The 23,713-nt window shown below is 47.5% G+C and carries 21 protein-coding genes, 3 pseudogenes and 1 riboswitch; of the genes and pseudogenes, 7 read left to right on the plus strand and 17 right to left on the minus strand.

What is annotated here, in order from left to right:
• Nucleotides 1–108 precede the first annotated feature (108 nt).
• The 4 genes and pseudogenes from AC0WRU_RS23120 to AC0WRU_RS23135 all read right to left on the minus strand — a co-directional run bounded on the left by AC0WRU_RS23120 (nucleotide 109) and on the right by AC0WRU_RS23135 (nucleotide 3,105).
• The gene (locus AC0WRU_RS23120; RefSeq protein ID WP_476126459.1) at nucleotides 109–231 is read right to left on the minus strand and encodes a hypothetical protein; all 123 of its coding nucleotides are present in this window, start codon (nucleotides 229–231) and stop codon (nucleotides 109–111) included.
• 181 nt (nucleotides 232–412) lie between these two features.
• Nucleotides 413–1,758 (minus strand): annotated as a pseudogene (locus AC0WRU_RS23125) (helix-turn-helix domain-containing protein).
• Between the two features lie 232 nt (nucleotides 1,759–1,990).
• Nucleotides 1,991–2,235, minus strand: a pseudogene (locus tag AC0WRU_RS23130) (pirin family protein); the annotation flags it as partial.
• Nucleotides 2,236–2,247: 12 nt separating this feature from the next.
• Nucleotides 2,248–3,105 (minus strand): LysR family transcriptional regulator, encoded by an 858-nt coding sequence (locus AC0WRU_RS23135; RefSeq protein ID WP_025683975.1) that lies wholly within the window; start codon nucleotides 3,103–3,105, stop codon nucleotides 2,248–2,250.
• A 179-nt stretch (nucleotides 3,106–3,284) separates the two neighbouring features.
• Between AC0WRU_RS23135 and AC0WRU_RS23140 the strand changes: the two genes are divergently transcribed.
• Nucleotides 3,285–4,265, plus strand: a complete 981-nt coding sequence (locus tag AC0WRU_RS23140; RefSeq protein ID WP_476126460.1) for a DMT family transporter — start codon at nucleotides 3,285–3,287, stop codon at nucleotides 4,263–4,265.
• A gap of 94 nt (nucleotides 4,266–4,359) precedes the next feature.
• On the opposite strand, the gene AC0WRU_RS23145 is transcribed toward AC0WRU_RS23140, so the two are convergent.
• The 6 genes from AC0WRU_RS23145 to AC0WRU_RS23170 form a co-directional block, all read right to left on the minus strand.
• A complete protein-coding gene (locus AC0WRU_RS23145; RefSeq protein ID WP_476126461.1) occupies nucleotides 4,360–6,351 on the minus strand; it encodes a methyl-accepting chemotaxis protein in 1,992 nt (663 codons plus the stop codon).
• A 155-nt stretch (nucleotides 6,352–6,506) separates the two neighbouring features.
• Nucleotides 6,507–6,914 carry a DoxX family protein gene (locus tag AC0WRU_RS23150; RefSeq protein WP_476126462.1) on the minus strand — a complete coding sequence of 136 codons (408 nt, stop codon included), beginning with the start codon at nucleotides 6,912–6,914 and terminating at the stop codon, nucleotides 6,507–6,509.
• A gap of 119 nt (nucleotides 6,915–7,033) precedes the next feature.
• A complete protein-coding gene (locus AC0WRU_RS23155) occupies nucleotides 7,034–7,894 on the minus strand; it encodes a M56 family metallopeptidase (protein ID WP_476126463.1) in 861 nt (286 codons plus the stop codon).
• A 3-nt stretch (nucleotides 7,895–7,897) separates the two neighbouring features.
• Nucleotides 7,898–8,311, minus strand: coding sequence for a BlaI/MecI/CopY family transcriptional regulator (locus tag AC0WRU_RS23160; RefSeq protein WP_476126464.1), 414 nt, complete (start codon nucleotides 8,309–8,311; stop codon nucleotides 7,898–7,900).
• 145 nt (nucleotides 8,312–8,456) lie between these two features.
• Nucleotides 8,457–9,296, minus strand: a complete 840-nt coding sequence (locus AC0WRU_RS23165) for a winged helix-turn-helix domain-containing protein (RefSeq protein WP_476126465.1) — start codon at nucleotides 9,294–9,296, stop codon at nucleotides 8,457–8,459.
• Nucleotides 9,272–9,667, minus strand: a complete 396-nt coding sequence (locus AC0WRU_RS23170; protein WP_025683969.1) for a Fur family transcriptional regulator — start codon at nucleotides 9,665–9,667, stop codon at nucleotides 9,272–9,274. The genes AC0WRU_RS23165 and AC0WRU_RS23170 overlap by 25 nt, the downstream gene beginning before the upstream one ends.
• Before the next feature lie 185 nt (nucleotides 9,668–9,852).
• Here AC0WRU_RS23170 and AC0WRU_RS23175 point away from each other — a divergent pair, with 185 nt between their 5' ends.
• The gene (locus tag AC0WRU_RS23175; protein ID WP_476126466.1) at nucleotides 9,853–10,176 is read left to right on the plus strand and encodes a YczF family membrane protein; all 324 of its coding nucleotides are present in this window, start codon (nucleotides 9,853–9,855) and stop codon (nucleotides 10,174–10,176) included.
• A 33-nt stretch (nucleotides 10,177–10,209) separates the two neighbouring features.
• On the opposite strand, the gene AC0WRU_RS23180 is transcribed toward AC0WRU_RS23175, so the two are convergent.
• The 3 genes from AC0WRU_RS23180 to AC0WRU_RS23190 are packed head-to-tail and all read right to left on the minus strand — an operon-like array spanning nucleotide 10,210 to nucleotide 14,194.
• Nucleotides 10,210–11,322, minus strand: a complete 1,113-nt coding sequence (locus tag AC0WRU_RS23180; RefSeq protein WP_476126467.1) for a GerAB/ArcD/ProY family transporter — start codon at nucleotides 11,320–11,322, stop codon at nucleotides 10,210–10,212.
• A 24-nt stretch (nucleotides 11,323–11,346) separates the two neighbouring features.
• Complete coding sequence (locus AC0WRU_RS23185) at nucleotides 11,347–12,585, minus strand: Ger(x)C family spore germination protein (protein ID WP_476126468.1); 1,239 nt, start codon at nucleotides 12,583–12,585, stop codon at nucleotides 11,347–11,349.
• Nucleotides 12,563–14,194 (minus strand): spore germination protein, encoded by a 1,632-nt coding sequence (locus tag AC0WRU_RS23190; RefSeq protein ID WP_476126469.1) that lies wholly within the window; start codon nucleotides 14,192–14,194, stop codon nucleotides 12,563–12,565. Before AC0WRU_RS23190 ends, AC0WRU_RS23185 begins: the two co-directional genes overlap by 23 nt.
• A gap of 227 nt (nucleotides 14,195–14,421) precedes the next feature.
• On the opposite strand from AC0WRU_RS23190, the gene AC0WRU_RS23195 reads away from it, so the two are divergent.
• Nucleotides 14,422–15,513, plus strand: coding sequence for a diguanylate cyclase (locus AC0WRU_RS23195; protein ID WP_476126470.1), 1,092 nt, complete (start codon nucleotides 14,422–14,424; stop codon nucleotides 15,511–15,513).
• Between the two features lie 74 nt (nucleotides 15,514–15,587).
• On the opposite strand, the gene AC0WRU_RS23200 is transcribed toward AC0WRU_RS23195, so the two are convergent.
• The 3 genes and pseudogenes from AC0WRU_RS23200 to AC0WRU_RS23210 form a co-directional block, all read right to left on the minus strand.
• Nucleotides 15,588–16,082 (minus strand): RrF2 family transcriptional regulator, encoded by a 495-nt coding sequence (locus tag AC0WRU_RS23200; protein WP_476126471.1) that lies wholly within the window; start codon nucleotides 16,080–16,082, stop codon nucleotides 15,588–15,590.
• 66 nt (nucleotides 16,083–16,148) lie between these two features.
• Nucleotides 16,149–16,343, minus strand: a complete 195-nt coding sequence (locus tag AC0WRU_RS23205; protein ID WP_476126472.1) for a fibronectin type III-like domain-contianing protein — start codon at nucleotides 16,341–16,343, stop codon at nucleotides 16,149–16,151.
• 128 nt (nucleotides 16,344–16,471) lie between these two features.
• Nucleotides 16,472–16,654: pseudogene (locus AC0WRU_RS23210) on the minus strand (glycoside hydrolase family 3 N-terminal domain-containing protein); the annotation flags it as partial.
• A 266-nt stretch (nucleotides 16,655–16,920) separates the two neighbouring features.
• Here AC0WRU_RS23210 and AC0WRU_RS23215 point away from each other — a divergent pair.
• The 4 genes from AC0WRU_RS23215 to metE all read left to right on the plus strand — a co-directional run bounded on the left by AC0WRU_RS23215 (nucleotide 16,921) and on the right by metE (nucleotide 23,086).
• Nucleotides 16,921–17,391 carry an AbrB/MazE/SpoVT family DNA-binding domain-containing protein gene (locus AC0WRU_RS23215; RefSeq protein ID WP_476126473.1) on the plus strand — a complete coding sequence of 157 codons (471 nt, stop codon included), beginning with the start codon at nucleotides 16,921–16,923 and terminating at the stop codon, nucleotides 17,389–17,391.
• 297 nt (nucleotides 17,392–17,688) lie between these two features.
• The gene (locus tag AC0WRU_RS23220) at nucleotides 17,689–19,638 is read left to right on the plus strand and encodes an anaerobic ribonucleoside triphosphate reductase (protein ID WP_476126474.1); all 1,950 of its coding nucleotides are present in this window, start codon (nucleotides 17,689–17,691) and stop codon (nucleotides 19,636–19,638) included.
• Nucleotides 19,635–20,132 (plus strand): anaerobic ribonucleoside-triphosphate reductase activating protein, encoded by a 498-nt coding sequence (nrdG, locus tag AC0WRU_RS23225; RefSeq protein WP_476126475.1) that lies wholly within the window; start codon nucleotides 19,635–19,637, stop codon nucleotides 20,130–20,132. Before AC0WRU_RS23220 ends, nrdG begins: the two co-directional genes overlap by 4 nt.
• A 281-nt stretch (nucleotides 20,133–20,413) precedes the next feature.
• Nucleotides 20,414–20,609, plus strand: a riboswitch (cobalamin riboswitch).
• 158 nt (nucleotides 20,610–20,767) lie between these two features.
• Nucleotides 20,768–23,086 (plus strand): 5-methyltetrahydropteroyltriglutamate--homocysteine S-methyltransferase, encoded by a 2,319-nt coding sequence (gene metE, locus AC0WRU_RS23230; RefSeq protein WP_476126476.1) that lies wholly within the window; start codon nucleotides 20,768–20,770, stop codon nucleotides 23,084–23,086.
• Nucleotides 23,087–23,142: 56 nt separating this feature from the next.
• On the opposite strand, the gene AC0WRU_RS23235 is transcribed toward metE, so the two are convergent.
• Complete coding sequence (locus AC0WRU_RS23235; RefSeq protein ID WP_476126477.1) at nucleotides 23,143–23,676, minus strand: DUF6985 domain-containing protein; 534 nt, start codon at nucleotides 23,674–23,676, stop codon at nucleotides 23,143–23,145.
• Between the last annotated feature and the right edge of the window lie 37 nt (nucleotides 23,677–23,713).

The following is a 23,713-nucleotide window of genomic DNA, read 5'->3' on the forward strand; positions in this document are numbered from 1 at the left end:
CAAGGTTTTAATGCCGCAGTTACATCATAGTATCGGGCTGAAAAGAGATAATAAAACAGTCCCCGCCGACCGGTTAAGGTTAGCGGGGATTGTTTTGTTCCTATCCGTTTAGTATCCTCCAATGGTATCGTAAAGCTGAATACTATGGTGCTGGTTATAAGCATGATTAGGCCCATTCGCGATAAACAGAAAACTAGCTGCGACGATCAGAAGAACCATTTTTTTCAACATTGTCTAACCACACCTTTTCAATTAGATTAGAAACAAACAAACACTCATACTATTTAGCCAAGCGTGCTAACTTCCTATATGCCAGCCTAACACTTGAAAACCACCTGTTTGTGCACTTATTACTAATACCAATAAAAAAGTAGTTGTGCATAGCCTTCTAATTATTCGCTTCATAAAAACATTACCCCATTTCCACTAAATTATGATACTCCGTCTTGGCTTCAGCTAAGACAAATTTCCGATAACGTTCGAACATTCTCACGCAACGAAGGATAGAGTGTTCATTATTGATTATAGTGGATTTTCTCATGCCGTCTAATAAGTACCGAATTCCTTTTTCGTACTGGCCTCTAGATAAATAGTAGTCGGCCAATTCACTCAAAAAGCCGCTAATCTGATCGTCGATATTTTGCTGGTCAGTGGTTTCATCTCCTCCTTGATCATGTAAGTTTGAAATTTCCCACTCAAATCGATTCAGAATATCATCTACGTCTATGTTATAACGATTGGCTGCAATCATTATATTCCATAAACCCGGAAGTATTTCCTCATTTTTTGTTGAGATGAACTCAGTATATAAAGGAAGTACTTCTATATCTCCAGCCATAAGCTTGGTTAAATACACATTAGCCTCGCTCCACTCCTTAAATAACTTTTTCCAGCGCATAGCTTCTTCATCAGTCTCTTTAACCCATTCCAAATCACAAGATTCATGGGCTACTCGCAAGGCTAACTCATAGTTTTCTTGCTCGTAATAAGCGCCTCCGATAAGCAAATTACTGAAAGCTACGTAAACAAATAGTGGTCGCAATAGCTTCTTATGTTGTTCCCTTCTCTGTTTTAACGCCATGGAGTATTGAGCTTTGGCTAAAGTCCTTAAATCCTTGGCAACTTCCAAGACACGATCCCATTCACGCAAAGACCTATACACGTTAGCCAAATCCTTCAATGCGTCAAGCTGGTCTATTTCTTCTAAACGATGGACAAAAGATCAAAACGTGTAGCTGCCTTGAGATTTCGCCTATGATCGTCTCCAACCTGAATTGTGAATATACGATAATGGCAGATTGCCAAGCGTTCCGAATGTTGGTACTTTTCCACTTCTGCTACACTCTCATAGAGCAGCAGTGCCGCAGCATGTCGTCCCTGTGCAAATAGCGCTTCCGCAATGTCAAATAGTCTGGGCGAATACAACGGATTGTCCATAATATGTCCAACCATTCGACGGATCGCATCCAGCTTGTCCAGCTCTCCACAACGATATAATAGTGGCTCGATTCGCCGCCAATTCGGGGGAAGGTTGATGATGTAATTTTCTATGTATAGTTCGTAAAAATAACCCTCCGGTAATCCCATGGCCAACGTGATTAGGTCAAGCTGTTGTACAGAAACAGGACGATGTTGAGTAATCCAGTTACTAAGTGTTCTTTGATGAACACCTGAATATTCCGCAAATTGAGCCAAAGTCAAGTCGTTTTGCTTTAAATAATCTTCCAACTCCGCTAAAACCGTAGGTGTATGCTTCATGTCATATCCACCCTTCACATAAAAGTTCCAAAATTTTTATATTTTTGTATTCTATTGTTCTCCAAAATCTAACAGTTGTCAATAACTTTTGTAACTTATTTGAAGTATCCGCTTTGGGCAGAGTAAGCCTATATGAGCAATATAAAACAAAAAAAGCCCCACCAGCATAAAGTGAGGCCACTGAAAAACTGTTGATTTCCGAAAATACAAAGATTTTAGGGGCACAAATATGTCTCCCAGAACAACGATCCGGGTTGAACGCAGTAGCTTCATACGACGGTTCCAGCCCTCTCGTAAGCGGGCCAAACCACAATTGAAGTAAACTGACATCGTCCGTTTGCGAAGCGTTGTGCTCCGTATGGATGATCCCGTGGCCCGCGGACATCCGCTGGATACCACCAAAATTCGTTACCGCCACATGCCCACGGTTGTCTCATGACGCAGCTCGCCGTACAGCACGATGGAGACAATCTCCACCCAACGATAAAGCTATGCCTCTGTCTGAGCGATAATTTCATCCATAAAAGACTGCAAGGTACTGGTCACATAGGCTTCCTTACGACGGATAAATACCGTTGTCACTTCGTTGTACGGCTCAGGCATTGCATGACAATGCACCAGACCCTGGGCAGCCAGCCCGCTGATCGAGGATTCAGGAAAAACCGTCATTCCAATGCCAGCCGCCACACTGCCGATAATCGTCTCGAATGTTCCAAACTCCATAATCTGCTTGGGAATAATGCCCTCCATCTTGAGCCAGGTTTCCAGCCGCCCACGGTAGCCGCAGCCCTTTTTATATAAAAGGAGCGGACGGGTCGTTACATCCTCAACGGAAAAGTCATCTCCTTGGGAAACAAGGACCAGCTTTTCCTGAAACACATCCAACTGTTCAATGAGGGGATGCTTCACCGGTCCGGTCACAAAGGCACCATCCAGCCTCATCTCCGCAACCTCCTGTACCAGGTGCTCCGTAACCCCTGCCTTGAGGGACAACTCGACATCTGGGTACTTGCTATAGTAAGCATGTAAAATCGCCGGGAGAGCGATCACCGTCTCCACGATCCCTATCTCCAGCACCCCCGAAGGCGCTGAGGTACTCTGAAATGCATGTTTCATTTCCTCGAATTGCGACAAAATGCTTTTCGTATATTGCAGCAGACGCTTGCCCTCTGCGTTGAGGATCATGCCCCGCTTATGTCTATAAAATAAAGGCGTTTGCAGCTCCTTTTCCAGCAGCTTGATTCTGGCCGTTACATTGGACTGGACATAGCTAAGCTCGGCTGCCGCCTTGCTGACACTGCCATGAGCAGCCACCGTCTGGAAAATGTTTAAGTCGTTCAGATCCACTACCGCTCCCCCTTATCGTGAAGGGCAAGGCTATCAAAATTGACGTGCCTTGTCACTTATTATCATTTTAAATGATGATAACGTTTATTTTCAATCATTTTACCAACAGCTCCCTATCCATTATGATGTGTCCATAAGATATGTCCGCTGCGGCCGGCAAGGAGGAGCTTTTTTTCACCATGAATAGACAAATCATGACCGGATCTTTATTGTGCCTGATCGCCAGTATGTCCTGGGGGGCCATGTTTCCGGTTTCGCACATTGCATTGCAACAAGTTAATCCGCTGTACTTTTCATTTTTACGTTATTTCTCGGTTACGCTCATATTAATTGTCCTCCTGTGGCTCAAGGAGGGACGGGCTGCATTTCGCTTTGAGGGCAAGGGCAAGACGTTGCTGTTCTTCGGTACGATGGGATTTACCATCTACAACATGGCCGTTTTCCAGGGACAGCACGCGATGGGTGCAGCAGGTACCCTTGTAGCTTCTATTATGGAAGTGCTGATGCCGATGATTTCGATTGCGATGATATGGGTCATGACCCGTAAAATGCCGCCAAAATACACACTGATCAGTATGATGATTGCACTGGCTGGAGCTGTACTCGTGATTACGAACGGAAAATGGACCTTCTTCACACTCGCCGGACAGCATTTGCTGCCGCTGCTGCTCATTTTCGCAGGGGTGATTGGATGGGTCGTGTATTCCATGGGAGGCAGCCATTTTGCAGGATGGTCCACCCTTCGCTACTCTACCTTAACCTGCCTGCTCGGAACCCTGGTTTCCTTCGTAGTCGTTACAACCGCCTCCGCCTTCAACTGGGTTGCGGTACCGGACTGGCAGCATGTATGGTCGGTCAAATACGAAATGAGCTTTATGATCCTGCTTCCGGGGCTGGCAGCCTTGCTGAGCTGGAATGCCGGAATCCGAATGTTGTCACCGCTGAACGGAATTTTATTTATTAACTTTGTACCGATTACCACGCTGGTACTTATGTATTTCCAAGGCTATACCATCAGCCACTTTGAGCTGTACGGGACATTACTGGTCATTTTCGCGCTGCTGCTCAACAATATGTATCAAAGAAGTTCTCTACGCACTTCCGACAGCCCGCGCCGCATGCGTTTTCGGCTGGATCGTCGCAAGTCATTCCAAAGATAATTTTTATACCTTCAACAAGAAGTTGTGGCAAAATGCATGCAAAAAAAGCGCCTGGACATGAGATAGACTCATGTATCCGGGCGCTTTTTTGGTTTTATTGTTCTTTTCCTTCCACTTGGAAACGTCCGACCAGCTCGCGCAGTTCCTCTGCCATTTGGCTCAGGTCCGCTGAGGAAGAAGCAATTTCCTCAATAGAGGCGAGCTGCTGCTCAGCGGCGGCTGAGATCGACTCGGTGTTGCCCGCTGCCTCGTTCGAAATCTGGGAAATGTCGCTCATAATTCCAACGACACCTACTGCTCCCCGAGCCATCTCCTGTGTCACTCCGGTAATATCATTGATATGCTCCATCGCTCGTTCCACGGCATGGCTAATTTCTGCAAAGGATTGCTCCGACGTGCATACCGAATCAATTCCTTCCGTAACCCGTGTCCGTGCTTGATGCATAGCCGTCAAAGCATGGTTCATATCCACCTGCATCGCATCAATACGCTGCGAAATCAAGGTAGCCGATTTGGCCGATTCCTCGGCCAGCTTACGTACCTCTGTCGCAACCACAGCAAACCCTTTACCATGATCCCCGGCGCGTGCCGCCTCAATGGACGCGTTCAGTGCCAGCAGATTCGTCTGTTTGGCAATACCGGATATAACACTGATAATATTCACAATTTCACCGGAGCGCTCGCTAAGAGAATCCATCGCTTGTCCGAGATCATTAACCGTCTCGTCAATGTCATGCATCTTCTGTACAGCTTGCGTAGCTGCCTTGCTGCCCTCTTGAGCTGACTCAGCATTTCGCTTCACATTTTCAGATACGCCCATCATACGCTCGGATACGTTCTCAGCCTGCCGGGCAAATTCCTCCATACGCCCGGAGCCATATTCTACACTCTGGACCTGGCGTTCGCTGCCTACGGCTACATCCTGAATAGCAATGGTGACATGCTCGATAGCTTTAGTCGTCTGATCTGCACCCGCAGCCAGCTCCTCTGCCGAGGAACTTACCCGATCTGTTGTTTCGTGTACGCTTCGAATCATCGTGCGTAAACTGTCCACCATCGTTTGAAAATGGGAAGATAACTCGCCAACCTCATCTGTTTTTCCGGTTTCCAGATCTCCGGTCAAATCCCCTTCACTGATCCGCTCTGCCGATTTTTGCAATCTGCGGATCGGTACCAGAACCGAACGGGTGATCAGGAAAATAGCAATAAGTGCAAGCACCAACGAGGCTGCCAGCACGAAAATGGTTACATAACGCATAGCAGCGGTGGCATCGCTAATCTCGGATTGATAGAAGGTACCTGCAATTTTCCAGCCGGTATGCTCGTTCGTTACATAGGTCAAATATTTTTCACGATCTTGATGCATATAGTTAAAGTTCCCGCTCGGTGCAGTATACATTTTATTGATAAAACTTTCCTGAGAAGATGAACCCGGTTTAGCCGTAGGGTGGACTACAAATTTCTTCGTATGATCTAAAATGGCAATATACCCCTGCTGGCCCACTTTGATAGAGGCCAGTTTACGTACACTTTCCAGATTTAGAGAGATCCCGATAACCCCGGACTGGTCGGAAAGCGTCTGAGATACCACCACAACAGGAATACCCGATGAATTGATAATAACAGGGGTGATCGCTACCTTACCGGGTTGCTTCATCGCTTCGATGTACCATGGTCGTTTGCGAGGATCAAATGTCCCTTCGTCCTCCTTGGGCACCCCCCGGATCATCAGCCCCTGCGGTGTTCCAACAAAAATATCATTCGCATCTTCGTGCAAGCCTTTGTATTGGATCAGCTTGGGCTGAATCAAAGGGCTGTTTCGATCATCAATCATCGAGCCGTCCAGACGCTCCGCCAAATAACTCACATCTTTAATTTTACTGACGATTGCATATTCAATAATCGAGTTAGCCGTGGCTACCCCCTGATTTGCACTGATGTGGAGCTGTTTTTCCATAGCATTATATGATGATTTATAGGCCGCAATGGAAATACTTAAGCTCGGAATTAGCAAAACAAGCAAAAAACCTAAACTTAGCTTGTTCCTGAGTGTCCATATAGTCTTTCTCTTTCGCGTTGTTTCCATGTGTTTTTCCCCTTTGCTCAAAAAGCGATATATTTGAATTACACTCAATGGAAACTATATCGGTTAAAGTAAGCAAATGATTTACAGGAAATTTTCACAAACAAGCAAAATAAAAACCGCACCCTATGCGACTAAGGGTGCGGTTGTATGATTATTTAGACCTGTACGCTACTACTTTCAGGCTTTTTACGGCTGAACAACTGATCTAGCGAAAGAAAACGTGCGCCGCCCAACGCTTGCTGAAGACTGGCGAACAGAACCAAAAGATCAAATTCAATAGAACCAAAAGGTTGTCCTTTTTTAGCAGTTAACAGAACACCAATCATGACAATCGTCAATGCTGCTCCGGCGATTCTTGTTCCGATACCCAGAACCAGTGCAATACCTCCAACCAGCTCAACTGTAGCGACCACAGGGGCCAACCAGCCGGGAAGCCCGATACTTTGGAAGAAACCCGAGGTTCCGTCTAATCCCTGAAATTTTTGTGACCCGTGAACAATGAAAATGACCCCTGTAAAAATGCGTACCAGCAACAATCCAATATTCGTAAGTGTTTGATTCATAAACTCATCTCCCTCTAAGGTTGTAGTATGATCATGCAATAAACTACACGCTGTAGTGTATTACATATGAAGAATCGGTAGCGCAGAGCGCGCCACCCGCCAGGACATATCTTGCCAGACTAGACTATAGCCAGTCCAAACATAAGCGTCAGCATCACAAGTACATAACCGGAAAACATAATCGAACGCCAGGGCAGTTGGATTACCAGCTCTTGCTGAGGGTCCAGAATACGTGAGATCCGATAATTAATGGACGTTTCTGCAAAAGAGGAACAAGCGGCGGAATTCACCAGATGGGCATTGGCGGGGGTCATACTAAGAAGTTTGAGCAATGCACTTCCAATTCCCATCGGTGAACCTGTGCGGTTAATTGCTTCATTGTCAGCCAGAATTTCGCGAGCTGTCTTGTAAAGCTTTGTAATATGACGCAGCACGGGCAAGTAAAATAGCAATGTAGCACACATTTGCAGCAGCCAGGTCTTCAACGGATCATAATGCTTCATATGATACGCCTCATGATATACAACTGCCTCCTCCTCATTCCTGTCCAGTACAGACAGCAATGCGGAGGACAGCACAATGCGCGGCTTCCATAAGCCCATGGTGAATGCGGCAGGCTTCGCGTAACTAATGACCCAAATCCGGTCAGCTCCAAGATCACGATATCGTGCACCCAAAGCCTCCGTAAGCATGGAATCACGCATCCGGCGCAGTCTGCTGAAAGCTGCCCTTGTGGCCATACACTGTCGTATCGCTTCTACCCCGGCAATCCCGAAGGTGAGAAAGACGAGTCCACTGAGCGCATCCACCATGTAGCCAATTCCGTAGTTCTGCAACAGACTTCTACAAATCTGAAACACGTTAAAATCCAATTTCCAGCCGAAAATATGCTGCCCGGCGTACATACCCATCTGTATAAGGGCGAAACCCGAAATAAAGGCGCCTGCTGTAAACAGTAATTTAGAACGTGTTTTCCACATCGTCTATATATCCTTTTTCCATTGTTTAATTTTTTGTTCCAGACGTTCGATCAGCATCGGATCGGCCACCTCCAGAGCATCAATCATATGATTTACAGCGAGTGGGCCGAATTCATCCACCAGTTCGTGGCTTAACTCCTTGGACTGTTCATCCCTGAATTCTTCCCTGCTCAAAACCGGTCGATACAAAGACGTTCTCCCGCGTATACTCTTGCTCAGTATTCCCTTTTCCACCAGACGGTTCATCACGGTCATTACCGTATTGAAATTAAAGTCCCGATCCCCCTCCAACGCGGTCTGCACTTCTTTGATGCTCCGATCCGAAGTGGACCATAAAATATCCATAATTTGGGCTTCCAGAGATCCGAAAAAACGGTTGAGTCCGGTTTCGCCAGTTTTAAAATTCAGTCGTTTCATAAGAAGCACCTCGCACTACCGATTGTAGTGTATACATCCTGATAAAGTCAACCGTCACACCTAATGTCAGTTTCTTCAAAGGGACTTATATACATCCGCCGAATGTCTCCATCCGGCGGCAATTCATAGCCTGATCAGCTTCCGTTCAATCCGCCAATCTGTAGCCTACACCTCTTACCGTTGCTATATATTCAGGCTCCGCAGGCCGGTCGCCCAGCTTCTTGCGCAAGCTTTTGACATGCACATCTACGACATTGCTGCCGCCTACAAAATCCGTCTCCCAGATATCATGCATCATCTGCTCACGAGAAATGACTTTGCCTTGAGCATCAAGTAGCTTCAACAGCAAATCATATTCCGTTTTGGTCAGATTCAATTGACTCTCTTCTTTATATACTAACATTTTATCACGGTCAATCCAGATGTCCTTGAACACCGTGCGACGGCTTCCTTGCGCTGCCTGACGGGAAGCTGCCGGATGTCGTACAATCATCCGTTCAATATCATGCACCATATGATTGGAAGCCAGCGGCCATACCAGAACTTCTTCCGAAGGAAGCAACTCATGCGCACCTACAGCCATCCGATCCTGAATCACATATATGACGGGTATGTCTTTCATCTGTTCTGCCTCAAGACGATTGCGGATATCCAGTAATTCACTCCGTGTATCGGTAGCGGTCAAATCGTAAATCAGCAGATCGCTTCCCAGATGACGTTGTACTTCAGGCTCCCAGCGGTGGAACACCATCACATCAAAGCACGCGTCTGACAGCGTACGCACCAAGCCGTGAACTACACCTGGAACCGAGCTGATCAGAACGATGCGACGCGTCGTTGGACAGTACAACGGCTCATTGGAAGGAACCGCCTGGAACGCAGGGACAGAAGGAGCTGACAGCATGGAGGTCCAGATGCCCTTCACCCGTCTCGGCATATCTGCCGCTTTGAGCTGATTCGTTACCTGATTCGCTTGCTTTGGCATGCCTTACACACTCCTCCGAATACGACATGGGCATGGGCAATAGTGTACCCCGTTTCATGCGCAACCGTCTCAATCCAATCATGTGGAACCTCGCTCATCACTTCATCTACCTGTCCACACACCTGACAGATAATATGCTGGTGGTCGTCCATCCGTCCATCATAACGGCTGGCGGCCTCCCCCAGCTTTAATTCGCGGATTAATTCCTTATCCGTCAAATAACGCAGTGAATTATAGACCGTTCCATAGGCAAGATTATATCCGCGCTCCATCAACCGGTTCATAACGTCAGCCGCAGTGGGATGATCGTGGGCCTCACGGACCACATCGTACACTGCTTGGCGCTGCGAAGTTAAATTCAAAGTTCTCATACCGCATCTCCCTTAACGAACGCAGATTATATTTATTCTCAACTTATAATTACAACAAAAATTAATTTAGAATAAGTATAAATCCTAATTCATTTCAAGTCAATGGAATCGGATAAATTGAGCCACTTTGCAACACAATGTATACAAGATATACGTTCAACTCATACACACGAGGGGGATATTTGATGAAAATACTCTGGATATTCACACTCTTTATGGTACTCATGCTCGGAACCAATCTGCTGGTGAATTGGCTATTCGGTATTCATAATCCCTGGGAGCCTATGTTATTGGCTTTTCGCACCACGCGATCATCCGAATATATCGTCTTGGCAGGAATGCTACTGCTGCTCTTGGTTACCGTAGGTAAAAAGCAAATTGGATACACATTTCGCTTTCTTTTCTCTCGATGGTCACGATTTCTGAGTGTTCCCGCCTCCACCTCTGCTTCCATACAAAAGAGCAACAAGGCCAAAGAGGTAACAACAAATAACGGGGCAAATAAATGATACTGACGTGTCGTTCAACATTAAGATAGTGTCTTATGAAGCATTCCCTTTTCCTTTACTGCTACCTTTTTTTCGGAATCCTGACACGATAAGCAGCAAAAGAGGAAATACCACTGAAAATGTCGGAAACATCCACTTAAGCACAAACTGACCTATGGCAATATGCTCTTGATAGCTTTGGGCCATTAGCAAGGAGGAGGTAAGCATAATCAGTCCAAATGGCAACAACAATCTGTCGGGAGGAATACGCAGTACATCGCTTCCTGCTTTAACCGCCGCATAAAAGAAAATAAAAATTTTAAAAAAGTCGACAATGATAACGGTCATAACGCCAATCACATCCAGCCTGTCGATAAAATCCGTTATTTCCACCTTGCCGATCATCGTGAGCAGCGGGTATGTTGCTCGCTGGAACAAATCTTCTCCTAGAACCAGCACATTTATCAACGCAATCAAGGAAAAGGCTATGCCTCCCAGCAGCACAGAAGTAATACCCACAACATTGGCACGATAATCTTTTTTTAACGAAGGAAGAATCATCGTAAACGTAACCATCTCGCCGAACGGGAGCATAATGCCTTCGGTATAAACCGCCTTCCATATTCCCCCCCAGCCATGCTGAGCTATGGGCATCATATTCTTCCAGTCTATAGAGCCGGATAACGAGAGCAAGATAGTTGTAGTCAAGCCCAGCAATAGTAGAAAGGACAACAGCCAAATCGCTGTCCGTCCAGCGGCCTCAATTCCCAAATACATTACGTACATCACTACCCCTATGATTAGGGCGCTTATTACAGCCAACGGTGTACGAAAAAGAGTCGTATCAGAAATCAGAATACCGGCATCTCTCAAATCACGCGTCCCGCCGTACAGAAAGAACAAAATATACAGGAAAGCAAGTACACTTCCTACTTTTCTACCCGTAATCACCTTGATGTACTGGGTCAGCAGCATGCCGGGGAAACGCCGATGAAGAGTGCCGTAGCAAAAGAAAAGGAGAGCACCGAAGCCCGTAGACAATAAGATAGCTAGCCATGCATCCTTACCCGCATCCCTCCCAGGAATAGAAATCACCGTGGTTCCTAATTCAAACAGTAACATTAAGGAGATCATCTCCATTGCATCTATCACTTGCTCCTTCTTCACAGTGTCCTCACCTTCCTTAATTCACTAATCCGTATCGCTCCTCAAATGGCGTTCTATCAGCGTCTGCGATTGCTTTATTACCGAAGTTACATGAACACGAACAGCACTCTCTGCAAAATGTTGGCTCCACTGAGAAGAAAGCTTCTCCCATTGTGTAGGGTGACTCATTTCCAGTTCATGCCCAAATCCGAGAACATCGCTGTGCATACGCTGAACGTCCCTGATAACCGAATCCATAATCTTCCTGGTTTCCCTCGACCATTGATATTGCAAATATTTCATCACCTGTGGATTTTTCATGTCAATTGAACTCTCGACCTCGTCTATGGAACCCGTCTGTTCTAGATCAACTATAAATACAGGCTTACCTCGTTCCATCAGACTGTGTATTCGCGTCCGCGAAAATACAGTGGTGATACCGATAACTCCACTTTCCTTACCGTAATCCAGCACCATTTCGGATCCTGTTATCTTGTTATTCACCATGGACAAACCAACGGCTTTATCATCGTCCAACCAATAGATGAGACGATCCTTTCGAAACACTCCCATCCCCTTAATGTGAACCATAGCTTCTGGAATAATGGTCTCCAATTTAGACTTGCGGGCTTGTTCCAAATCACCATCTACTTCTACACCGGTAATGACAGGCCCTCCGCCCTTATTGGATATGCCGCGAATAACATCATCCAGATTCACTGAGTAATGACCTGCGTACATACGTTGGGATCTTTCTAATTTTCCTGAGATGTCTCTAGCCGGAATGCGGCCCATCGCGGTCATGGATGCCAATACATCCTTTCCAGTTTTACCGCGGGCCACCATCATTTTCATCGTTGATCGGGTTTCTACATACCTCTCCATAAAATCAAGGGTATGCCCGATTCCATGGCGGGCCAGCTTCTCTCCAAGAACAACAAGCCTCACATGGGAGAGGGAAATATCCCGCGGAATCTTCTGCGACGCCCTGCGGATTGCTTGATATATGCTTTTTCCCTTCTGCTGGTATAACACGACAGGGCTATCTCCCCTTCCTTTATTCCCTAATATTTCACTCGCCACGATAACCTGTAGAGAAACTTCATAACCGGATTCTCCATCCATATCAATGCCTATAGCCGCTACTATCGCTCTCTGATTTAGCTCCACTGAATCCCAGCAACCGGATATAAATGGAATCCATAGCAGTCCTACCAAACTCAGAACCCGCATTCTCCACTTGAAGGTTGCTGTGCTTTGTTCATTCCCCTTCCCCTGATGCACCCTGAGCGCCCCCCTCCTGCGGTGTAGTTTCATTGGAAGGGGAACTCGCACTTCCATCCTTCATTCGTTTCTGATTCGTAGATGTAATACTTTTAGGACGTTCCTGCATCATCCAGAATGGGAGCCGCAATACAGCATCCTTTTGGTTCTCCAGTATAAAGGGACTGAAGGGAGCCATATAGGGCACACCGAAGGAGCGCAGGCTGTTCATGTGAGCAATCAGCGCAATCAGCCCCAATGTTATACCGAACAAGCCCATAAACGCAGCCAGCAACATAAAGGCAAACCGGAACAGTCTTCCGGCAGTCGCCATGTTATATGCCGGAATGGCGTAGCTGGCAATCCCCGTCAGCGCTACTACAATTGTGAGCAGCGGGGTGACGAGTCCAGCCTCCACAGCCGCTTGTCCCAATACAAGCGCACCGATAACGGATACGGTCTGCCCGCCCACACGCGGCATTCGAATACCAGCTTCACGCAAGATCTCAAAGGTGACCTCCAAAATAAACGCCTCCACAAATGCCGGAAAAGGAACAAATTCCCGCTGCGCCATTATGCTGATGAGCAGTGGGGTCGGTATCATTTCATAATGATACGTCGTTAAGGCAATGTAGAGAGACGGCCCCAGGATCAGAATAATAAAGCTGATATACCGGATGAGCCGCACGACGATCACCATGTTGAAACGTTCCGAATAATCTGCAGAGCTCTGAAAAAATTGAGCAAATACCGTAGGCATAACTAGCACAAACGGGGTTCCATCCACAATGAGCGCTACTCGCCCCTCCATAATGTTGCTGCTAATCGTATCGGGTCTTTCCGAGTTAAAAATGGTCGGTAAAGGGGTTAGATAATGATCTTGTATCATCTCTTCTACCATGCCGGATTCAAATATCGCATCAATATTGATGGATTTTACCCGTCTGCGAACCTCATCTATGACACTTTGATCTGCAATAGTCTTCATATACAGCATGGCCACATTCGTGAGGGACGTATTTCCCACTTTGAACATCTCTATCGCAAGCTCGGAGCTTTTAATCCGTCGGCGTATAAGAGAGATGTTTGTAAACAGTGATTCTACAAATCCTTCTTTCGGTCCGCTGACGACAGTATGTGTGGTGGGCTCAGCGACCGCCCGCGCCTCTCCTCCACGTGTACCGCATGCGATGGCTTTTTCACAGCCTTCCAGTAAAATAATCGTATATCCCGTCAATATTTGCTCCATCATAGAGTTCCAATCATCACATTCCTTCACTTCACCCAGTTCGAGCGCGTGACTCTGTATCCGACTGAAAAGCTCTTCTGCACTTTTTGCCTCGGCAGCCATCTCGGCAGATGGTCGGCTAAGCAGTGATTTCATGACGAGTTCATTCACCATATCCGTCTTGACCATACTACTCAGAAATACAATGGCCGCAGGGACGTCTGCCTTCAACCCCAGACTAAAGCGGCGAATCAGGAAGTCCGGGCTGTTGGACGTCAATTCCTTAAATTGCTGCAAGTTGGTTTCCAAATGAGCTTCGATCTTTAAATAACGCGAAGAATTTTTATTATTTTTGTCCGCATCCGACTTTTTGTTATGTTTGCGATAGGGATAGCGAATCATGAGCAAACCTCATTTCCAGAGTGGTAGTCATATATTCCACCTATTTTTTCCTAATTATTTGATATTTGGAGTATGCTCATTCTATTCCCATTTATGCATTAAATGAAGGAACGAAACGTTATAAGCCACGTCAGCGTAATAAATTTCAATAAAGTTCTTCATTTTCAAGCTTAATGTCATTTTTTTTGATAAAATGAAGTAATATGCCTCTCGGGAGGGTTAGCATCTTGTTTAGTACGTTTTTTGTAAATACCTGTATTCTTGTCACCTTTCTGTACATAACCGGTCTCATATCGCAAAGATATAAAATACGTCTCCAAAATTTAAAACGCAAGGCTCATTGGATCGGTGGCGCTCTATTTGGTGGCTACGGCATTGTGATTATGTACTACTCGATTCCAGTCGGATTTAATACCATTGCCGATCTTCGCCATCTGGCCGTTGTAGCTACCGCAACATACATTGGCGGTCCGGCAGCGCTCATAGCTACCCTTTGTTTGTGTGTGGGCAGATTATTGCTGTTTGGTGTAACCAAGCAAGCCATCGTCAGCGCGATTTTCATGATACTTATCGGTCTGGGCTGCGCTCTGCTGTCACGTCTGTCCTGGTCCCGTTTATTGAAGCTTATAACCATGAATGTTTTTGCCTTGGGGATAATCTTCTGCTCTCTCCTGATCAATTTGGACGATATCTATGATGTTCTGCGCGTTTATCCGCTACAGTTCTTCATTTCCATGGTCGGCGGATGTCTCCTGTATCTCATTGCCGAATCCATCAACACGTCCAATGAGCTGTTACTTCGTCTGGAGCATACCTCCTTTACAGACCATCTCACGAATCTGAGCAACAGGAGACAGCTTGAATTATCGTTGGAAGAGAAGCTTCCCCAAGCTCGTCAGCGTCATGAGCATCTATCTGTACTTGTATTGGATATTGATCATTTTAAGGAAGTGAACGATACCTACGGTCATGCGGCCGGGGATGCGGTGCTGCGTCAGCTAGGTCAGATTTTGATGGGCAAATGTCGCTCCTCTGATGTGGTAACCCGCAGCGGCGGGGAGGAATTCACCGTACTTCTGCCGAATTGTGCTTTCCAGCAAGCGTTACGCATAGCGAATCAGATCCTTGGTGGGGTAGATCAGTACGAGTTTGTTTTGTCGGACGGGCTTGTACTCAAAATCACGGTCTCTATCGGCGTAACGACCTTTCCCGATACGGGGGGGGATATGTCCGGGGCGGCTCTGCTGGAACAGGCGGATAAAGCACTATACGAAGCTAAAAATGCAGGGCGCAATCGGGTCTGCTCCTATCAGGTATAACTCTACAGAAATAGCCGATACAACCCTCTCTCGGAAGAGTCGTATCGGCTATTATCTGTTTTGAAAAAAATGTGTTAATCCCCTTTGGAGGAAGCCTTGGCATCCTTGCCTTCACGATGGCAGCCGCCTACCACCAGCGTGGTACGCTTGGCAAGCGAAGCCAGGGTATGGGATTCCCATACTTCCAGCATCCGGCGTTCGCTTTCGGCTACAATTTCCGATACGGCTGTCGCCAAATCCTCGCAAAAAGGGCTGCTCTGCGGCTCATGCATCATGCCAGGAAAAATGGGATCGCATATTTCAATGGCGTGGTATATATCGGCGAGTGTAATATGATCTGCCGAGCGGGTAAGCACATAGCCCCCCTCGCGGCCTTCGCGTGCCGCAATTAAATCCGCCTGTACAAGTCGCGTCAGCACCCTGCGCACCAAGGTTACTTCGCAGTCAATGGAGCGGGCAATGGAACCGCTGGCACAGAGCTCTCCATGCTTTTCCAAATAGACAAGCGCCTTGACCGCGACTCCAAGCCATTTGGGCGTCGCGGTGCGTAGTCTTTTCTTACTATTCAAATGTAATGACACCCCTAAGCTGTAGAAACTTCGTTGAATGCATTGTACGTGAAGTCAGAAGCAAGTTCAAGCCTGAAGGCCGGAATCCGCTGTAATAGAAGCGCCTGCCAGCAATGTATATTCGCCTGATTCAACACAATAGCGATCCCGCGTGACATCCCAAATTGCCCAGTCCTTTACTCGAACCGTAAATGTAACCGTTCGCGTCTCGCCCGGCTCCAGACAAATACGCTGAAATCCGTGAAGCCCCGGACCGCACATATAATTGTACGACCTCTTCTCCGGCAAACCTGCTCTGATTCGTAATGTCCACCCACACATTCAGAGTATCCGTGGCATCAAGTGTAACAAGAGAGTTGACGGTACCTTCAGTGACAGAGCTATCGTTCGTATCGGGCGCTATCCTTTACGATTCCCATCACATCACCGGCATCACTGACCACAAAGCCGTCCATTCCCCATTCGTCCCTGACAATATCGTTAACACCGTGATACAACGTAGCAGGTGTCCCATTAATCAGGTTGTAAGAGGTCATCATAGACTGGGCTTTGCCTTCTGTAAAAGGCTTTTCGGATGAATCTTCGGATTTTGAAAAAGATATTCTAAACCCGTTGTTTCATGACTCATATCCGTCATCTCCTTATCCCAATCAAAATACGATGAAAAGGTGTATGAAAGCGTTTTAATATATCATAACGAAAAAGGAGTACCCCGACAATACGTGTGAAGGTATATGATAAATGCATAAAAAAATTGTATATTTTCTTCAGTAAACAAAGCAAAAAATAATATTTTTTGGTATAATCAGGATATATATAATTGAAGGAGGAAGAGCTTATGAAAAATACCGGAATGACACGGCCTCTGGATCAATTGGGGCGAATCGTGCTTCCCAAGGAAATGCGTACCACGATGGATATCAATATTGGTGATTCGCTCGAATTTTTCGTGAATGAAGAAGGCTTTGTATTAAGGAAATATACAGGTGTAGCCTGCAAATTTTGCGGCGCAGTTGATCATTTGACTTATTTTCGTGATAGCTTTATTTGCGCCGATTGCATTCAGGTATTAAAGACAGAGGAAAATGTACATCCCACCAGCACCGAAGCCATCCAGGCTCAAGAACTTAGCAAGCCGGTTCATAACCATACAACCTGGCAGCCCAAACAATCCAGAGTGCAGCAAGGAGACATGGTAAAAAAGCTCCGAAAGCTGATTCAGGAACATCCCAACCTGCCGCAAAAGATATATGCCGAAATGCTCAATATCTCACAAGGCCGGGTGTCCCAGTTGAAAAAGCTGCTTTAAATGATCCAGTAATTTATTACAACACATACTCAGATCCAATGGATCTGTCCTCATATTATTTTCCGTCAAATATTCGATCGTCAGGTGTAGAGTAAGGAGCGTATTCGTTGATGTGTTCCTGACTTTTCACCTGGCTTTTTTGTGCTTTCCCCTCCCTATCGACGTGACAATAATCACATACGCTCTATCCATCCACATATACAATATATAGACTGAAACAATTGGTTTGTACACGATATTGTCAATATATTGTTTTTGGGAGAAAAATATATATTTTACTATATGGAGGGTTTTGCGATGAAGGTGTTGGAGGAACATCAATTATACGACATCGGCGAGCGGGTCATTGGGGCACAAGATTTGGACACGCTGCGGGAGAATGCAAATTTGAATGGAGAATCGTTCAGCGGCAAAATGAGCAAGCTCGGCTCCGAGTACGCCAAGTGGTATTCGCGACTGCGTGTGCTTCCGCCTGAACTGACAGACGCTATCGACCACGGATATGTGTATGTTCACGATTTGGACCAATATGCGCTCGGGACTACGAACTGTATCTTTATTCCTTTTGGTCGCTTGTTGCGAGATGGTTTTAATACAGGCAACGGCTCTGTGCGCACACCACAAACTATTATGTCTGCTATGGCACTGGTGGCTATCATATTCCAGTCTCAGCAAAACAGCCAATTTGGAGGCGTTTCTGCCAATAAAATAGACTGGGACCTTGCTCCTTTCGTGGCCCGGTCCTTCCGCAAGCATCTGCGCAAGGGACTCCGTCTGTTCGGAGAAGGAATAGAACCCGCCCTGCCTGATGACGAATTACATATAGCCAACAGCCTATTACATGAGATCTGCCCTCGTTCATACGCATTCGCACGCGAAGAAACGGAGACGGAAACCCGGCAGGCCGCCGAATCACTTATTCACAACCTGAACACCATGAGCAGTCGGGCAGGCGGACAAATTCCGTTCACATCACTGAATTACGGCATGTGTACTTCTGCTGAGGGGCGGCTTGTTACGCAATCGTTGCTGGAGGCCACTATTCGTGGCTTGGGCAGCGGGGAAACCCCTGTTTTTCCACAGCATATTTTCCAATGCAAAAAAGGGATCAATCAGGCCGAAGGCGATATTAACTATGACTTGTTCCTGCGGGCAGTAGAATGCTCCAGCAAACGTATGTATCCCAATTTTGTCAATGTGGATGCTACCTTCAACCTGCCCTATTACCGCGCAGATGATCCGGATACCATTATTGCGACGATGGGCTGCCGTACCCGCACCATTGCTGACCGTTTTGGCAGAAACCGTCAGAGCGGAAAGGGTAACCTCTCATTCAATACAATTAATCTGGTGCGTCTTGGCATTGAGTACGGCATTTGCACAGGCAAGCGCAAGGCACCTGACCGGGATGGCTTTGATACCAGACTGGAAGAGGTTATGCGCATTGCCGTGGACGGACTGATCCATCGCTATCATATACAGACCAGCCAGCCGGCAAAAGCCTCAGACTTTATGATGCGCGAAGGAGTATGGGAAGGCGGAGAAGAGCTGGAGCCGGATGAAGAGGTGGGAAGCATACTAAAGCACGGTACGCTTTCCATCGGATTCATCGGGTTAGCTGAGTGCATGAAGGCACTGTACGGCAAACACCACGGGGAGAATGACGCTGTATACCGCGAGGCACAACGAGTCATAGCTTCCATGCGTGTCTACTGCGACCGGATGAGTGAATTGCATAACCTTAATATTACGCTATTCGCTACGCCTGCCGAGGGTCTATCCGGCAAATTCACGTTGCTGGATCAGCGTGATTTCGGAGTCATTCCCGGTGTGAATGATCGTGAATATTACACGAATTCTTTTCACATTCCTGTGTATTACACGCTTCCGGCTGCCCGTAAAATCAGCCTCGAAGCCCCATTTCATAACCTGTGCAACGCTGGAGCGATTTCGTACATTGAGCTGGATGGCAATGCGCGGAATAACCCGGAGGCGTTTCTTAAAATTGTACAATATGCGCTTCATCAAAACATTGGGTACTTCTCCATTAATCATCCCGTAGATCGTTGCCCGGAATGCGGCTACGAGGGCATTATCGGGACAAGCTGTCCCCATTGCGGTGCTGATGAGGAACATACGCATTTTCAGCGCTTACGCCGGGTAACCGGATATCTGACAGGTGATTATACCGTCCGGTTCAACACCGCAAAACAAGCCGAGGTACGTGACCGGGTGAAGCATCGGTGAATTTATGCGGCTACATTCCGGAATCTCTGAACGAAGGACACGGCCTGCGCACCGTTGTGTTCATTAGCGGTTGCCGCCATGCCTGCCCCGGCTGCTTCAATCCGGCATCCTGGAGCTTCCGTACAGGCGAACCGTTCACACCGGAGCGGCAGCAGGAGGTTATCCGTGACATCGCCGATAATCCATTGCTGGACGGGTTAACCCTTTGCGGCGGAGACCCCTTTTTCTCGGCAGCGGAATGCTCGCAGTTTGTACGCGACTTCCGCGCAGCCTGCCCTGACCGAACCGTGTGGGCCTATACGGGCTTCGTCTACGAAGAACTGCTTACGGATCAGGCCCGGCAGGAGCTGGCGCTGCTGTGCGATGTGATTGTGGACGGTCCTTTTGTAGAACAGCAAAAGGATCTGACCCTTCCCTTCCGAGGCAGCCGCAATCAGCGACTGGTTGATGTGAAGGCCAGCATTCTGGCAGGATCTACCGTTACATTAGCCTGAGGCGATGTTATACTCGCATGAGTTGTTATGCCCTAAGACGAGTCCTTTCCCTATGGGAGGGCTTGTCTTTTTTTGCGTGTAGTTGGAAAGGGGGGTGCTTTAAATCGGGAACACGGGATAACGTACTGATAAGCAGAACGCTTTTAATAAACCTTAAATGTGCTTCCATAAACTTAATCGTTTCATTGCAGGTTCAAACGGAGTTTCTATTGCGCATCCCGCAGGTTTCACTTATGATGGTGAACAAGTATACGAGTGCATAATTATTCGTCATACCATAATCGCATAGCTTGGAGATAGGTGTCTGTTCTATTCAGTTCAGGCTTAAAAGGGAAGCCGGTGCAAGTCCGGCGCGGTCCCGCCACTGTAAACGGGGAATTTTCAGCTGTTGATACACCCACTGGTCCACAGACCGGGAAGGAGCGCTGAAAGTCATGATTCGTAAGTCAGGAGACCTGCCTATTTCAACAACATCGCAAGTACCTACGGGAGATAGGGAGGTGTTAAGAGCAGTCGCCGAATTTTTATTTTTAAATAACGGAGGCATTCTTTCCCCTATTCATTTTTACCCCGGGGAGGAATGTCTTTTTTTGTACGCAAAAATAAACTGGTTACCAGCCTGGGAGGAAAAGTACATGTCATTTACCGAATTGCCTGATTTGCCCGGCTTGATCAGCAGTAACCTGGGATATCCGCGTATCGGTGGGAACCGGGAATGGAAGAAAGCACTGGAACGCTTCTGGAACGGCAGCATGGATGAAGGTGAACTGCATATCGAGATGAAACGATTGCGGTTGGAGCATCTGAGCAAGCAGCGTGACAAGGGAATTGATCGAATTCCAGTCGGAGACTTTTCCTATTACGATCACATGCTGGATACATCCGTGATGTTCGGTCTGGTGCCGGAACGGTTCAACTACCGTCTCGAGGGACCTGTTCCCCTATCCGTCTATTTCGGGATAGCCCGTGGACAAAAGGGTGCCACCGCCAGTGAAATGACCAAATGGCTGAATACCAATTACCATTACATCGTACCGGAATTGGCGAATGCAACCCCGGTGTTCACGGAGAATAAGCCGTTGCAGGCTTATCGTGAAGCGAAACAGGAGTTGGGCATTGAGGGTAAACCCGTCATGATCGGTCCTTATTCGTTCGTTGCCCTGTCCAAAGGCTATGATCGTAAGGATTTGGCCGCCATTGTACGAAGCTTCCTGCCACTGTATGCCCGCGTCCTGTCTGAGCTGGCTGCGGAAGGCGTTCAGTGGGTGCAGGTGGATGAGCCTGTCCTGACCACCTCATTCCCGGCAGAGGATTTGGACATTATTCAGGAGGCTTATGAAGCCTTGTCCGAGGCTGCTCCATCCTTAAATATCGTGCTGCAAACCTACTTTGGCAGTCTGGATCATTATGAGCACCTGTCCACGCTCCCGGTACAGGGATTAGGTATGGATTTTGTACATGATGATGGCGAAAACCTTCAACATGTGCTCCAGCATGGCTTCCCCGCAGGCAAAACGCTGGCCGCTGGCGTTATTGACGGGCGCAATATATGGCGCTCCGATCTGAACGCCGTGGCTGCGCTGCTTGAACAGCTGGCAGAACAAACGCCCGCCGCCCAGCTCATCGTACAGCCATCATGCAGTCTGCTGCATGTGCCGGTCAGTCTGGAAGCAGAGCATAAGCTGGACCCAGAGCTGGTACAAGCGCTGGCCTTTGCCGATGAAAAGCTGGAAGAAATCGCAGCTTTGACCGCTGCGCTTGGCAAACGCGAACCCTCGGCACTTGCCAAGCTTGAGCAGAGTGCGGACGCGGTAGCTCGCTTCAACAGCTCGGCGGCACGAGTACAGACCGCTGCCGATATGGCGGCTCTACTGGCGAAAGAGCCGCAGTCACGCAGCGTTCCCTTCGTCGAGCGTCGTGTGATTCAGCAGGACAAGCTGAAGCTGCCTCCACTTCCTACGACGACGATTGGCAGCTTCCCGCAAACCGCCGAGGTTCGCAAAGCCCGTCTGCACTATCGCAGAGGGGAATGGTCTGCCGAGCAGTACCGAACATTCATTCAGCAGCAAATCAAGGAATGGATTGATATACAGGAGGACATTGGTATTGATGTGCTTGTACACGGGGAGTTTGAGCGGACCGACATGGTTGAGTTTTTTGGCGAAAAGCTGAAAGGCTTTGCCTTTACACAAAACGGGTGGGTACAGTCCTACGGCTCCCGCTGTGTTAAACCGCCGATTATATACGGAGACGTGTCGTTCGACCAACCTATGACCGTGGAAGAAACGGCCTTCGCCCAATCGTTGACCTCCAAACCGGTCAAGGGAATGCTGACAGGTCCGGTAACGATTTTGAACTGGTCCTTCGAACGTAATGATATTCCTCGCAGTCAGGTTGCTTTACAGTTAGCACTGGCACTACGGGCTGAGGTAGAAGCATTGGAAAAAGCGGGGATTGGCATGATTCAGGTCGATGAACCCGCAATCCGTGAAGGGCTTCCGCTGAAAAAGGAACAGCAGCAGGCCTACCTGGAGTGGGCGGTTCAAGCCTTCCTTGTTACAACAGCAACCGTTGAACCCGCCACCCAAATCCATACGCATATGTGCTATTCCGAATTTCAGGATATGATCCAATCCATCTCCGATATGGATGCGGACGTCATTTCTATTGAAACCTCGCGAAGCCACGGAGAACTGATTGTCAGCTTTGAGGATCAGGTGTATGACAAAGGCATTGGTCTGGGCGTATACGATATCCACAGTCCGCGTATTCCCGATGTATCGGAAATGCTGAGTATGATCCAGCGTGCCCTGCGCGTACTGCCTTCCGATTTATTTTGGGTCAATCCAGACTGCGGTCTGAAAACCCGCACCAAGGATGAATCTGTAGCTGCATTGCGGCAAATGGTGCTGGCCGCTCAAGCTGCCAGAGATTCGTTGACTGTATCCAGCTAATTTCTATACCTATCCCCTTCCTGGACCCTTTTATCCCTGCAAGCCGGAAGGGGATTCTATTCCAAATCATATAATGTATAAGCTCCTTGAATATGCTCGGGTTGTCCCTGCTTCAGATGCACACCCAAGCCATGCTCTCTATCCCATGAACAGCTAAAATTCAAGTACAGCTCATCCTCTTCTGTTGAGTCAGGAACCAGTATAGACACGAGCTGTAGCCATTCCAGTAATTGTGCCGAATCCTTCACGTAGGGCGCATATTCATCCGGATTTTCTCCCCACGAGATATAAGCGTTCCGGTACTTTTCCACTATACCTGCATAGTAATGATGTATCGCTTCCAGCACATGAGGATGAATGTCGGACCCATGTGCCATATATTGCTCCCACGTCTTTTTTTGCTCCTGCTTAGGCTCTCTTATAGCCTGCGCTTCTTCCTCGGAATCGGCGGACACCATAAACTCTATCTCTACCTCTGAGTCCTGTCCGCAAAAATGGAGCTGCATCGCGCCCCGAAGCACGATTTCCTCCGATACATCCCAAGTCTCATCATCCTGATCCAGCTCCATATACCAGCGTTCCCAATTCATTCTTCGCCCCATCCTTTTCATAAGAAATGATCTTCAA

The sequence above is a fragment of the Paenibacillus sp. 1-8 genome, assembly GCF_056316205.1.